Origin of the sequence: Streptomyces sp. HUAS ZL42 (assembly GCF_040782645.1) — a bacterium.
Classification (GTDB): domain Bacteria; phylum Actinomycetota; class Actinomycetes; order Streptomycetales; family Streptomycetaceae; genus Streptomyces.
The window spans coordinates 9,068,917-9,081,991 of sequence record NZ_CP160403.1 but is presented as its reverse complement, the minus strand read 5'-3'; the positions used below and the strand labels follow the sequence as shown (position 1 = coordinate 9,081,991).

The following is a 13,075-nucleotide window of genomic DNA, read 5'->3' as shown; positions in this document are numbered from 1 at the left end:
GGGCTCGTCGGCCAGGGCCCTTCTGATGGATCTCCGTGGGAGAAGGAGCGGCGTCTGGTGCGTGCGCTCGGCGTGCGGCGTGGAGGGCGTCGCGACGCCGCGGAGATCCGTCAGAAGGGCCCTATGTGTGGTCCAGCGTCGCCGCCAGCCCCGTGCGGTCCGTGCCGATCTTCCGGCAGACGGCCGAGAGCAGACGTACGACGGACGGCTCGTCGGTGGCGAGTTCCGCGGCGATCTCGGCGTCCGTGTGGCCGTGTGCGGCCAGGTTCGCGGCCGTGCGTTCGCGGGTGGTGAGGGTGTCGGTCTCGGTGCTGTGCAGGCGGCGGGGGCGCAGCCCGGCGGCGGCGAGTTCGTCGCGGGCCGTTTCCGCGAGGCCGTCGGCGCCGCACTGGACGGCCGTGTCGAGGCCGCGGTAGAGGTGTTCGGCGGCTTCCCCGGGGCGGCCGGTGCGGCGCAGTTCGGTGCCGAGGGCGACCAGCGCGCAGGCGAGTTCGTACGCGGCCGGGGAGCGCTCGAGGTGCGTGACCGACTCCTCCAGGTACTTGACCCGCATCGAGCCGGAGGCGACCTCGGCGGCGACGCGCAGCGCCTGGCCGATCGCGGAGGGGGCGCCGAACTGGCGGGCGCGGGCAACCGCTTCGAGGGCCGTGCCGAGGGCACGCTCGGGGTCGTCGTGGCTCTCGGCGCGGGCGAGGTGGAGCTGCCAGGGGCACCAGGCCGGGTTGCGCATTCCGCGCGGGTCGAGGCGCCGCCCGGCCGCCGCGAGCTCGGCGGTCGCGTCCTTGGTGAGACCGCGGGCGAGGAGGAGTTCGCCGAGGACGGTCTGGGCGTCGGGGAAGCAGACGGCAGCCGGGAAGGGCGCTCCGAAGCAGTAGTCGTCCGCGGTCTGCGCGGCCTCGGCGACTCGGCCGCGGGCCAGCAGGACCTCGATGAGGGTGCCGACCGCGTACCAGTGGGCGGGCGTTCCGGGACCGACGCGTTCGGCGAGGCGGAGCCCCGCGCGGACGAAGTCCTCGGCCTCGGCCAGCCGGCCGCGCCGGTAGCGCACGTAGGCGAGGATCGTGTAGGCGAAGGAGAGGTGGGCGCCGCGCCAGCCCTGTTTCTCGAACTCGGCGATTCCGGCGGCGAACAGCTCTTCGGTGCGGCCGGGCCGGTCGGCGTACATGAAGGCGAGGGCGACCAGGACGGGCACCTCGAAGCCGCGGTCGGGCTCGGCCCAGCCGAGGCCGCCGTCGAGGGCGCGTTCGGCGTGGTGCAGGGCCACGTGGGCGGGCTCGCCGCGCAGCACGGCGTCCCAGGTGCGCAGGCCGATGACGTAGCGCTCGGTGAGGTCGCGTCCGGTGAGCCGGTCCGCGAGCCGGGTCAGGCGGCGGGAGCGGGCGGGATGGTCGGGTTCGTCGGCCCGGAAGGCGTCCCACATGAACTGTTCGGCGACCATGCGCAGCCGCACCCGGGCGTCGTCGGTGACGCGGATCTCGCGGTCGAGGGTGTCGGAGGCCTCGGCGAGGCGGTCGCTGTGGGCGAGGACCTGGGAGAGGCGGTAGACGATGTGGTGGCGCAGGTCGGGGTCGGCGATCGGTTCCTCGAGGGCGGCGCGCAGGTGGTTGACGGTGGTCGCCGGTTCGGTGAGCAGGGACGCGCAGCCCAGTTCGTACAGGATGGCGGCCCGGTCCTCGACGGGCGGGGGTTCGCGCAGGGCGCGGGCGAGGTGGCTGCGGGCGGCGTCGGGGGCACCGGCCCGGAGGGTCTCGCCCGCTGCGGCGCGCAGTTGCTGCACGACCCAGACGTCGCCGTCGGGATGGGTTTCGAGGAGGTGGCGGGCGGCGGCCGCGGGGCCGAGCCCGGCGTTGACCACGCACCAGGCGGCCTGGCCGTGCAGGGCGACACGGAAGCCGGAGGGGATGGCCCGGTAGACGGCGGTCGCGATGAGCGGGTGGACGAACTCCAGGGTCTCGGCGCCGGTGAGGATGCGGGCGCCGCGCAGGGCGTCCGCGGCGTCGGCGGCCTCCTCGTGGCCGAGTCCGGCTACGGCGGCGGCGAGGGCGGGCGGGATCTCGGTGCCGAGGACGGCACAGGCCCAGGCGAAGCGGACGGTGGAGGGGCCGAGGCGTTCGAGGCGGGCCACGAGACCGCTGCCCTTGACGGCGGCGGCGAGGTCGCGCAGCAGGTGGGCGCCGGCCTCGGTGGGGGTGAGGCCGCGGTCGCGCACCTTGGCCGCCAGCTCGACGGCCTCGAAGGGGTTGCCGGCGGTGACGGCCCAGCACTCGCGGCAGAAGGCGTCGTCGGCGCGGGTGCCGACCGCCTCCCGCACGAGGCGGGCGACGGCGGCGGCGCTGAGCGGTTCGAGACCGATGGGGCGGCCGCCGGCCCGTCCGGGCAGGCCGCGCAACGACTCGGCGTGGTCGGGGAGTTCGTCCGGCCGGTAGGCGACGACGATCAGCAGCGGGAGCTCCTCGGCGCGGGGCGCGAACGCGGCCAGCCAGCGCAGGGATTCCGGGTCGGCCCAGTGGGCGTCGTCGAGGACGAGCACCATCGGGGCGCGCCGCACGGCGAGATGGGTGAGCACCCAGTCCAGGCCGTCGCGCAGCCCCTGCTGGTCGGGCGGGGCGCCCTCGGTCGGGGCGCACAGCCCGAGCGCCGGTCCGACGATGTCGTACCAACTGCCCAGCGCCGCCCGCAGATCGGTGTCCTGGGCCGCGGCGAACTGCGGCTGCAGGAGCTGGCGGGCGACGTGGAAGGCGACGCGCTGCTCCTGGTCGCCGCCACGGGCGGACAGGACGGTGCAGCCGCGGGCGGCGGCGCGGCGGCGGACCTCGGCAAGGAGGGTGGTCTTGCCGATGCCCGCGCTTCCGGCGAAGGCGAGAAGGGCCCCGCGGGGGCGGTCGGCGGGTTCGGCGCCGTCCGCGCGCAGGCCGGTGAGCTCGCGCAACGCCTCTTCCACGGCGGAGAGTTCACTCTCGCGTTCGAAGAGGGTCCTTCTGCTGCGTCCGATGTGCTGTCCCATGGCCCACCCCCCGTCACGGCTGTCCGTCCGCGCGGGGAGCGGGCGCACACCGTGACCGTGTGGCACCTCAGCGTACGCCGTGACGAGCGCGCGCGTGCCCTCCTGACCGTTTCCGCCGGAGGCAATCCGCAACGCCGAACCGGGCCGCGTTCTCGCGCCGTTCGTGGGCGGCGGCTGCGCGCCCGGCACGACGCGCTCACTCCTCCCCGGCCGCGGGCGGCACCACCGCCACCGGGCTCGCCGCGTGCAGCAGGACGGCGTGGGTGACGGAGCCGAGCATGCGGGCGGGTGCGAGCAGGCGCCGGCGGTGGCGGCCCACCACGACCAGCTCGGCATCCTTCGACGCCGCGACGAGATGGCCGGCCGCGTCGCCGGGAGCCGGGTACGGCTCGACCCGGACGTCCGGGTGACGGGCGACGTACGGAGCGAGGAAGCCCTCCGTGAGGGTCCGTGTCTCGTTCTCGACGGCGTCCTGGTCGATCATCGGCGGCACGACTTCGCTGGGCGCCACCCAGGTCTGGACGGGCCAGGTGTAGGCGGCGACCACCTGGAGGCGGGCGTCGCGCAGTCCGGCCTCGGTGAAGGCGAAGTCGAGCGTGGCGTCGTCGGGGCCGTCCACCTTGAGGCCCACGACGACGCGGGGACCGGGCTGCGTCGGCGGCGCCGCTTCGACCTCACGGCCGGGCCGGGGCACGACGACGACCGGGCACTCGGCGTCTCGCGCCGCAGTCAGCCCGTTGGAGCCGAGCAGCAGGCTGGCGAAGCCGCCGCGCCCCCGGGATCCGAGCACCAGCAGCTGGGCGGTGGCGCCCAGCTCGGGCAGGAGCACACCTACGGCACCGTCCAGGCCGACGTACTCGGTGTCGGGCAGGTCTCCCCGCCCCTCCAGGTGAGCGCGCACGTCGGCGAGGACGGGGTCGTCCTCCGGAGGCGGCGGCGCGACGACCGGGGCGCCGGGCTGGGTCCAGGCCGTGTAGTGCCGCACATGGGCCACCCGCAGCGGTGCCGTGCGCCGGCGGGCGGCGTCGAGGGCCCATTCCAGTGCCCGCAGGCTGTCCTGCGAACCGTCGACCGCCGCGATGACCGGCAGGCTGCTCATGGTTCCTCACCTCCGGAACACGACCGTGCGGTCGTACAAAGTCGCGTTACCGGAAAAACAGGCGGAAAACGGAGGGAGCACCTCGGATCGAGCTGCCGGCTCACGCGCGACAGCTCACCACCGGGACGGCCTGCTCACGTCAGGTCGAACTCCCCCTCCCGCGCCCCCGACACGAACGCGCCCCATTCGGCGGGCGTGAAGATCAGGGTAGGGCTCTCGGGGCGGCCGCTGTTGCGCATCGCGATGAATCCCTCGACAAAAGCGATCTGGACATCCCCCCTGCCTCGGCTGCTGGACTGCCACTCGGCGTTGCTGAGATCCAGCTCCGGCTTGTCCCAGCCCGCGAGCGGCTGCTGCTGGATGGTGCTCTCGGCCACGTCCGTGCTCCTCCCGATTCGTCGTCCGCGGGCCAGCCTAGCGATCGGTTCCTGGCGCCAACAGGCCACGTGAGGGGTACCTTTCGGGAGGCTTTCAGGAGTCCGGCGGCTCACAGCCCACGAGCCACATGGAGAAGAACTGCGAGCCACCGCCGTAGGCGTGCCCGAGCACCCTGCGAGCCCCCTCCACCTGGTGTTCTCCCGCCTGTCCGCGTACCTGGAGGGCCGCCTCCGCGAAGCGGATCATGCCGGAGGCGCCGATGGGGTTGGTCGACAGGACGCCTCCCGACATGTTGACGGGCAGGTCCCCGTCCAGCTCGGTCACGCCGGACTCGGTGAGCTTCCAGCCCTCGCCCTCCGCGGCGAAGCCGAGGTTCTCCAGCCACATGGGCTCGTACCAGGAGAACGGCACGTACATCTCGACCGCGTCGATGTCCCGGCGCGGGTCGGCGATCCCTGCCTGCCGGTAGACGTCGGCCGCGCAGTCCTTGCCGGCCTGCGGCGACACGGCGTCCTTGCCCGCGAAGAGGGTGGGCTCGCTGCGCATCGCACCGCCGAGCATCCAGGCCGGCCGTCGCGGCGCGCGGGCGGCCCCGGCACGGTCGGTGAGGACCATCGCGCAGGCGCCGTCGGAGGAGGGGCAGGTCTCCGAGTAGCGGATGGGGTCCCAGAGCATCGGCGAGGCCTGGACCTTCTCCAGGGTGATGTCCTGCTCGTGCAGATGCGCGTACGGGTTCTTCAGCGCGTTGCGCCGGTCCTTGTACGCCACCAGCGAGCCGACCGTGTCGGGCGCGCCGCTGCGCCGCATGTAGGCGCGCACGTGCGGGGCGAAGAAGCCGCCCGCCCCGGCCAGCAGGGGCTGCTGGAAGGGGATCGGCAGGGACAGGCCCCACATGGCGTTGGACTCGGACTGTTTTTCGAAGGCCAACGTCAGCACGGTGCCGTGGACGCGGGCCGCGACCAGGTTGGCGGCGACCAGAGCGGTGGATCCGCCGACCGAGCCGGCGGTGTGCACGCGCAGCATGGGCTTGCCCACCGCGCCGAGCGCGTCGGCCAGGTACAGCTCGGGCATCATGACGCCCTCGAAGAAGTCGGGCGCCTTGCCGATGACGACGGCGTCGATGTCCGCCCAGGTCAGCTCGGCGTCGTCGAGCGCGCGCCGGGCCGCCTCCCGTACGAGCCCGGCGATCGACACGTCCCGCCGGGCCGCGACGTGTTTGGTCTGGCCGATCCCTACGACGGCCACGGGCTCCTTGCTCATCGGGGATCCCCTTCGAGTACGGCGACCAGGTTCTGCTGCAGACACGGGCCGGACGTGGCGTGTGCGAGGGCGCGGTCGGACTCCCCGCGGTGGATACGGGCGGCCGCCTCGCCGATGCGGACGAGACCGGCGGCCATGATCGGGTTTGCCGCGAGGGCGCCGCCGGACGGGTTGACCCGCACGCCGTCGTCGAGCCTCAGGGCCTTGCGCAGGACGACCTCCTGTGCGCTGAACGGGGCGTGCAACTCGGCCGTGTCGACAGGCCGTTCGAAGGCTCCGGCCCGTTCGGCGGCCAGCCGGGCGGACGGCGAGTCGGTGAGGTCGCGGACACCGAGACCGTGCGGCTCGATCCGGTGGTCGATGCCCCGGATCCAGGCCGGCCGCGGGCACAGTTCACGGGCCCGCTCCCCCGCCGCGAGCACCACGGCGGCGGCCCCGTCGCCGATGGGCGGACAGTCCCCGGTGCACAGCGGCCGTACGACGTACTCACCCTGCGGCACAGAACCGCGCAAATGTGCATGGGAGTTGGCGGTCGCGGCCTCCCTGCTGCGTGCGCCGATCGCGGCGAGCGCGGGCTCGTCGGTGTCGCCCGCGTCGATCAGCGCCTGCGCCTGGAGCGCGGCCAGGGCGACGGAGTCCGGCCACAGGGGCGCGACGTAGTACGGGTCGAGCTGGCGGGTGAGTACGTCGCGCACGGAGCCGGGTGAGGACTTGCCGTACGAGTACACGAGGGCGGTGTCGGCGTCCCCGGTGAGCAGTTTGGTCCACGCCTCGTACAGCGCCCACGCCCCGTCCATCTCCACGTGCGACTCGGAGATCGGCGGCCAGGCTCCGACGCCGTCCAGGGCGAGGGTGAAGGAGAAGGCACGGCCGGCGAGGTAGTCGCTCGATCCGGAGCAGGTGAAGCCGATGTCGGCGGTCTTCAGGCCGGTCTGTTCGAGCACGTCGTGCAGGACCGGCATGAGCATCTCCACCTCGGACTGTTCCTCGGTGGTACGCAGCGTGTCGGACTGGGCGAAGGCCACGACGGCGATCTCGCGGGCTCCCGAGGATGCTTCGCGCGTCACAGCAGCTCCTTGTAGGTCTCGTAGTCCGCGTCGGGTTCGCCGGTCGGCCGGTAGTGGTCGGGGTAGCGGCCGCCCTCGGTCCACACCGGCTCGACCCGCAGGCCCATCCGCACCTGGTCGTACGGGATCCCGCCGATGCGTCCGTGCAGCGCGAGGCCGGCTCCGTCGAGGGCGATGTGGGCGTAGACGTACGGGACTTCGATGTCGAGGTTCTTCGCCTTGATGTTGACGATGCAGAAGGTCGTGACGGTGCCGCGCGGCCCGACCTCGACCTGCTCGGCCGTGGCGACGCCGCAGGTGGGGCAGGCGCCGCGGGGCGGGACGTACACCTTGCGGCAGGAGGGGCAGCGTTCGCCGACGGTCCGGCGGCCGGAGAGGGCCGCGATGTAGGCGGACTGGGCGCGGCCGGGCGAGTACGTGTAGTCGAGGCGGGCGTGGGCGACGATTCCGGTCACCGGGTCCTCGAACTCGCCGGTGTGGCCTGCCGGTTCGGCCGGTTCGCCGTCGTACGGCTCGAAGCAGGCGATGTCCGTGATGGCGCCGGTGCGCTCCTCGGCCCAGCGGACGCGGACGCGCATGCCCGAGTGGACGGCGTCGGGGCCGGGGGCGTCGAGGGCGTGCAGGAGGGCGGTGTCGGCGCCGTCGAGGCGGACCAGGATCCAGGCGAAGGGGGTGTCGAGGGGCTGGCCGCGGCGCGGTTCGTGGTTCCAGGCCCAGGTGGTGACGGTGCCGGTGGGGGCGACCTCGACGAGGTCGCGCAGTTCCTCGGCGGTGACGGGGTCGTACTCGACGGGCGGGACGAGGGTGCGGCCGTCGCCGGTCTTCACGCCGAGCACGACGCGTTCGCGCAGACCGGTCAGGAAGGCGCTCTGGACCGGTCCCAGGGAGCGGGTGAAGGGGAACTCGACGACGAGCGGCGCTTTGAGGACGTCGGGCATCGGAGACTGCCTCCTCGGGAGGGTCAGACACGTTTGTAGACGGGGGGCCGCTTCTCCGTGAAGGCGCGGGCGCCTTCCTTGGCGTCCGCGGTGTCGAAGATCGGCCAGCCGCGCTTGAGTTCGGCGGCCAGGCCGTCGGCCTCGGTCATCTCGGCGGTCTCGTACACCGACGCCTTGACGGCCTCGACGGCCAGCGGGCCGCAGGCGTTGATCTGCTCGGCGATCTCTAGGGCCTTGGTGAGGGCCGTGCCGTCGGGGACGACGTGCCCGATCAGGCCGATGCCGGCGGCTTCACGCGCGCTGTACGGGCGCCCGGTGAGCAGCATCTCCAGGGCGTGGGTGCGCGGGATCTGGCGTGGCAGGCGGACCGTGGAGCCGCCGATGGGGAACAGGCCGCGCTTCACCTCGAACAGACCGAAGGTCGCCGACTCTCCCGCGACGCGGATGTCGGTGCCCTGGAGCATCTCCGTGCCACCTGCCACGCAGTACCCCTCGACGGCGGCGATCACCGGCTTTCGGGGGCGGTGGTGGCGCAGCATCGCCTTCCAGTGCAGGTCGGGGTCGGCCTTGAGCCGGTCGCGGTGGTGCTCCCCCTCCATGCCCTTGCCTGCCAGGGCCTTCAGGTCCATGCCCGCGCAGAACGTGCCGCCCGCGCCGGTGAAGACGATCGAGCGGACCGAGTCGTCGGCGTCGGCCTCGAGCCAGCCGTCGTAGAGGCCGACGAGCATCGCCAGTGAGAGAGCGTTCTTCGCCTCCGGCCTGTTGAGTGTGAGCACCAGTGTGGCGCCTTCGCGCTGCACGGTGAGGTGTTCCGTCCCACCCATCGCCATCTCCCCTCTGAAAGAACGAGAACAGGTTGCAGGAGGCGTCGAAGCACTTCAAGAGTTTTCTGACAGGCAGTCAGATTTCTTCGCGCGGGCCCTTCACAGTTGCGCCGCCCTTTGCTGTGATGACCGGCGAACCGTCGAGGAACCAGGCCGTCGGAGGTCAGGAGGAGCGGTGGAGTACAACCTTGCCGACCTGTTCGAGTCGGTCGTCGACGTGGTCCCGGACCGCGAGGCACTCGTGTACGTCGACCACCCCGGCACGGGCGCGGAACGCCGTCTGACGTACGCGGAACTGGACACCGCGGCCAACCGCATCGCGCATCACCTGATCGACAGCGGGATCCGCCCCGGTGAGCATCTCGGGCTCCACCTCTACAACGGCGTCGAGTACCTGCAGACGGTGCTCGGCTGTCTGAAGGCGCGGATCGTGCCGGTCAATGTCAACTACCGGTACGTAGAAGAGGAGTTGGTCTACCTCTACCGCGACGCGGATCTGGTGGCGCTGGTCTTCGACGCGGAGTTCACGGACCGGGTCGCGGCGGCGCTGCCGCGGACCTCGTCACTGCGGCACCTGATACGCGTGGGGCCGCACACCGAGGGCGTCGACGCAGTGCCCTTCGCGGACGCCGAGGCGAGCGGCTCGCCCGGGCGCGGGTTCCCGCCCCGCTCTTCGGACGACCAGTTCATCATCTACACCGGCGGCACGACGGGGATGCCCAAGGGGGTGATGTGGCGTCAGGAGGACCTGTTCTTCTCGGGGCTCGGCGGCGGCGCGCCGACGGGTGAGCCGGTGAAGAAGCCGGAGGAGCTGGCCGAGCGGGTCGTGGCGGGCGGCGCCGGGATCACCTTCTTCCCCACTCCCCCGCTGATGCACGGCACGTCCACGCTGACCGCGTTCATCGGCTTCAACTTCGGTCAACGGGTCGTGATCCACCGCAAGTTCGTGCCCGAGGAGACGCTCCGCACGATCGAGAAGGAGAAGGTCACCAGCATCTCGCTGGTCGGCGACGCGATGCTGCGGCCGCTGATCGACGCGCTGAGCGGGCCGATGAAGGGCACGGACTGCTCGTCGGTGTTCAGCGTCTCGTCTTCGGGCGCGGTCATGTCGGAGACGGTCCGGCAGCAGTTCCGGGCACTCATGCCGAACGCCATGCTGCTCAACAACTTCGGCTCCTCCGAGTCCGGGTTCAACGGCACGGCGACGGAGGACTCGGGTCTCGAGCGCGGCTTCCGTATCCGCGTCAACTCCCGTACCCAGGTGGTTGATCCGGCCACTCACGAGCCGGTCGCGGTGGGCGAGACCGGCCGGGTCGCCCAGCGCGGCCACGTACCGCTGGGCTACTACAACGACCCGAAGAAAACCGCCGAGACCTTCTTCCAGAAGGACGGCGAGCGGTGGGTGCTGCTCGGCGACATGGCCACCGTCGACGAGGAGGGTGTGGTCACCGTCCTGGGCCGGGGCTCGCAGTGCATCAACACCGGGGGCGAGAAGGTGTACCCGGAGGAGGTCGAGCAGGCGCTCAAGTCCCACCCGGACGTGTACGACGCCCTGGTGGCCGGCGTGCCCGACCCGCAGTGGGGCAACCACGTGGCGGCCGTGGTGCAGCTGCGCGAAGGCGCGTCCCGGCTCTCGCTGACGGACCTCCAGACCCATTGCCGCGTCCATCTCGCCGGCTACAAGATCCCGCGCCAGCTGGTGATCGCCGAGTCCATCCGGCGGTCACCGAGCGGCAAGGCGGACTACCGGTGGGCGCGGGAGGTGGCGGTGGCGGCGGACGGGTGACCCGGGGTCACGGGTCCGCCAGGAACGAGACGGTCCGGCGTACGAACCACTCCGGGTCGTCGAGCCACGGGAAGTGGCCCGCACCCGGCTGCACGGCGAGCTCGGCGTTCGGGAACACGTCGGCGGCCCGGCGGGCGAGGGCGGGACAGGGCCCTCCGTCGATTTCGCCGGCGAGGACAAGCACCGGGGAGGTGAACCCGGCGAGCGCGACCCGGGTCGCGGGCGGGTCGTAGGCGCCCTCGGAGCCGTACACGTCACCGGCCTCGTCGTTGCACTGCTCGTCCTCGTGGGCGGCGTGCTCCTCGGCCGCGCTGTCCCAGCGCCCGTAGAAGAACGGGGTGAACACCGGGTCGAAGTCGCCCGTCCCCGCAAGCCACGCCTCGAAGGCCGCAAGCGCGTCCTCGAACCAGGTCTCGCCCTTCCTGAGCAGCGCCGCGGCCAGCCGGTGCTCGGCTGTCGCCGGCATGCCCAGCGCCCACGGGGTGGCCGTGACCAGCACGAGCCGCGCCACCCGTGCCGGGTACCGGGCCGCGTACAGCATCGCGAGGCTGCCGCCGGCCGAGTGCGCGACCACGTCCATCCCCTCCAGGCCCAGATGGACGCGCAGCGCCTCCACGTCGTCGACCAGCCGGTCGCAGCGGTACGTCGCCGGATCCGCCGGCACCGCGGAGTCCCCCGTGCCGCGCAGGTCGAGGAGGATCAGCCGGCGACGGGCCGTCAGCCCACCGAGGTCCCCGAGGTACGCGGAGGCCCGCATGGGGCCGCCGGGCAGTACGACGAGGGGCTCGCCCTCGCCCCTTGCGTGGTAGGCGAGTTCGGTTCCGTCGGGTGCGGTGAAGGTCGGCACGGCCCCGATCATCGGCTCACGTCACCGTCGGCCGCAACGCGGTTCTCAGGGCTCCTCGCGTCCTGCCAGCCGCGCGCTGATCGACGCGTCGAGTTCCGCCATGGTCCGGCGGAAGGCCTCCTCGAGGTCCACGTCGTAGCGATGGGCGAGGATCAGCACGGACCACAGGCAGTCCGCCAGCTCGTGCTCCAGGGCCGCGCGGCCGCCCTTGACCTCGCGGACGCCCTCCTCGGCCATGACGAGCTTGGCCAGGTCGCCGACGTCCCCCATGAAGCCCAGCATGAAATCCTCGCGTGACCAGACGCGTCCGCGCTCGCGGCGGTTCAGTTCGTCGTAGAGATCATGGATCCGCACCGCCTGTCTCTGCAGCTCGCCGAGTTCCACCAGCCCCGCCCCTCCCGACCCGACCCACACGCCGGCGACGAACGGCGCCGCCGGCGAAACACCGAGAAGCTACCCCTTGCACGGCACCGGTCAGCCTGAGTTACTGATCCCGAGCACGTCGACCGAATGATCGGTCGACCGGATTGATGCGGTTGGTGAAGGAGACGGCCCCATGGCGGATGCGACGACGGACCTGCTGGACCCCGGGGAACGGCTCGACGCGGAGGCGCTGCGGGCCCTGCAACTGGAGCGGCTTCGGACCTCGCTGCGGCATGCCTACGACAACGCCGTTCTACCGGGAGTCCTTCGACAAGGCGGGTATCCGGCCGGAGGACTGCCGGTCCCTCGCCGACCTGGCCCGTTTCCCCTTCACCACCAAGGCGGACCTGCGCGAGAACTATCCGTACGGGATGTTCGCCGTGCCCCGGGACCGCATCCGCCGCATCCACGCGTCCAGCGGTACCACCGGCCGTCCCACGGTGGTCGGCTACACGGACAACGACCTGTCCATGTGGGCGGACATGGTGGCCCGTTCCATCCGGGCCGCGGGCGGCCGGCCCGGTGACACCGTCCATGTGGCGTACGGGTACGGCCTGTTCACCGGCGGCCTGGGCGCCCATTACGGCGCCGAACGGCTCGGCTGTACGGTCGTCCCCGCGTCCGGCGGCATGACGTCTCGTCAAGTGCAGCTGATCCAGGACCTGAAGCCCGAGATCATCATGGTGACCCCCTCCTACATGCTCACCCTCCTCGACGAGTTCGAACGCCAGGGCGTCGACCCGCGCGGCACCTCGCTGCGTGTCGGCGTGTTCGGCGCCGAACCCTGGACGGAGCAGATGCGCCGCGAGATCGAGGAGCGGTTCGCGATCGACGCGGTAGACATCTACGGGCTGTCGGAGGTGATCGGTCCGGGCGTCGCCCAGGAGTGCGTGGAGACCAAGGACGGCCTGCACCAGCCCTTACCTCCCACGAGGACTACTTCTACCCGGAGGTGGTCGACCCGATCACCGCCGAAGTGCTGCCGGAGGGCGAGGAGGGCGAGCTGGTCTTCACCTCGCTCACCAAGGAGGCGATGCCGGTGATCCGGTACCGGACGCGCGATCTGACGCGGCTGCTGCCGGGCACGGCCCGGGTCTTCCGGCGGATGCACAAGGTCACCGGCCGCAGCGACGACATGGTGATCTTGCGCGGGGTGAACCTCTTTCCCACGCAGATCGAGGAGATCGTCCTGCGCACACCGGGCGTCGCACCCCACTTCCAGCTCCGTCTCACTCGCGAGGGCCGCCTCGATGCCCTCACCGTCCGGGCGGAGGCCCGGCCCGGCGCCACTCCCACGACCCGCGAGGCGGCCGCGCAGAGCATCGCTGCGGCCGTGAAGGACGGCATCGGTGTGTCGGTCACGGTCGAGGTCGTCGATCCTGAGTCGCTGGAGCGCTCGGTGGGGAAGATCCGGCGGATCGTGGATCTGCGACCCCGCTGAGCCGTCTC

The 13,075-nt window shown here is 72.2% G+C and carries 10 protein-coding genes and 1 pseudogene; 2 read left to right on the top strand and 9 right to left on the bottom strand.

Annotated features, from left to right (window positions below; all coding sequences use genetic code 11):
• Positions 1 to 121: 121 nt before the first annotated feature.
• The 7 genes from ABZO29_RS41515 to ABZO29_RS41485 form a co-directional block, all read right to left on the bottom strand.
• On the bottom strand, positions 122 to 3,004 hold the full coding sequence (locus ABZO29_RS41515) for an AAA family ATPase (RefSeq protein ID WP_367325371.1): 2,883 nt from the start codon (positions 3,002 to 3,004) through the stop codon (positions 122 to 124).
• 196 nt (positions 3,005 to 3,200) lie between these two features.
• Positions 3,201 to 4,103 (bottom strand): universal stress protein, encoded by a 903-nt coding sequence (locus ABZO29_RS41510; protein WP_367325370.1) that lies wholly within the window; start codon positions 4,101 to 4,103, stop codon positions 3,201 to 3,203.
• 134 nt (positions 4,104 to 4,237) lie between these two features.
• A complete protein-coding gene (locus ABZO29_RS41505; protein ID WP_367325369.1) occupies positions 4,238 to 4,480 on the bottom strand; it encodes a DUF397 domain-containing protein in 243 nt (80 codons plus the stop codon).
• A gap of 94 nt (positions 4,481 to 4,574) precedes the next feature.
• Positions 4,575 to 5,741, bottom strand: coding sequence for a thiolase domain-containing protein (locus ABZO29_RS41500; RefSeq protein ID WP_367325368.1), 1,167 nt, complete (start codon positions 5,739 to 5,741; stop codon positions 4,575 to 4,577).
• The gene (locus tag ABZO29_RS41495) at positions 5,738 to 6,808 is read right to left on the bottom strand and encodes a thiolase domain-containing protein (protein ID WP_367325367.1); all 1,071 of its coding nucleotides are present in this window, start codon (positions 6,806 to 6,808) and stop codon (positions 5,738 to 5,740) included. Before ABZO29_RS41495 ends, ABZO29_RS41500 begins: the two co-directional genes overlap by 4 nt.
• Complete coding sequence (locus ABZO29_RS41490; protein WP_367325366.1) at positions 6,805 to 7,746, bottom strand: Zn-ribbon domain-containing OB-fold protein; 942 nt, start codon at positions 7,744 to 7,746, stop codon at positions 6,805 to 6,807. The genes ABZO29_RS41495 and ABZO29_RS41490 overlap by 4 nt, the downstream gene beginning before the upstream one ends.
• Before the next feature lie 23 nt (positions 7,747 to 7,769).
• Positions 7,770 to 8,570, bottom strand: coding sequence for a crotonase/enoyl-CoA hydratase family protein (locus ABZO29_RS41485; protein WP_367325365.1), 801 nt, complete (start codon positions 8,568 to 8,570; stop codon positions 7,770 to 7,772).
• A gap of 175 nt (positions 8,571 to 8,745) precedes the next feature.
• On the opposite strand from ABZO29_RS41485, the gene ABZO29_RS41480 reads away from it, so the two are divergent.
• The gene (locus ABZO29_RS41480) at positions 8,746 to 10,356 is read left to right on the top strand and encodes an acyl-CoA synthetase (RefSeq protein WP_367325364.1); all 1,611 of its coding nucleotides are present in this window, start codon (positions 8,746 to 8,748) and stop codon (positions 10,354 to 10,356) included.
• Positions 10,357 to 10,363: 7 nt separating this feature from the next.
• Here ABZO29_RS41480 and ABZO29_RS41475 read toward each other — a convergent pair whose 3' ends face one another.
• A complete protein-coding gene (locus ABZO29_RS41475; protein ID WP_367325363.1) occupies positions 10,364 to 11,203 on the bottom strand; it encodes an alpha/beta fold hydrolase in 840 nt (279 codons plus the stop codon).
• 45 nt (positions 11,204 to 11,248) lie between these two features.
• Positions 11,249 to 11,587: a MazG nucleotide pyrophosphohydrolase domain-containing protein gene (locus ABZO29_RS41470; RefSeq protein ID WP_367325362.1), complete on the bottom strand. Its 339-nt coding sequence runs from the start codon at positions 11,585 to 11,587 to the stop codon at positions 11,249 to 11,251.
• Between the two features lie 172 nt (positions 11,588 to 11,759).
• Here ABZO29_RS41470 and paaK point away from each other — a divergent pair.
• Positions 11,760 to 13,067: pseudogene (paaK, locus tag ABZO29_RS41465) on the top strand (phenylacetate--CoA ligase PaaK).
• Positions 13,068 to 13,075 lie beyond the last annotated feature (8 nt).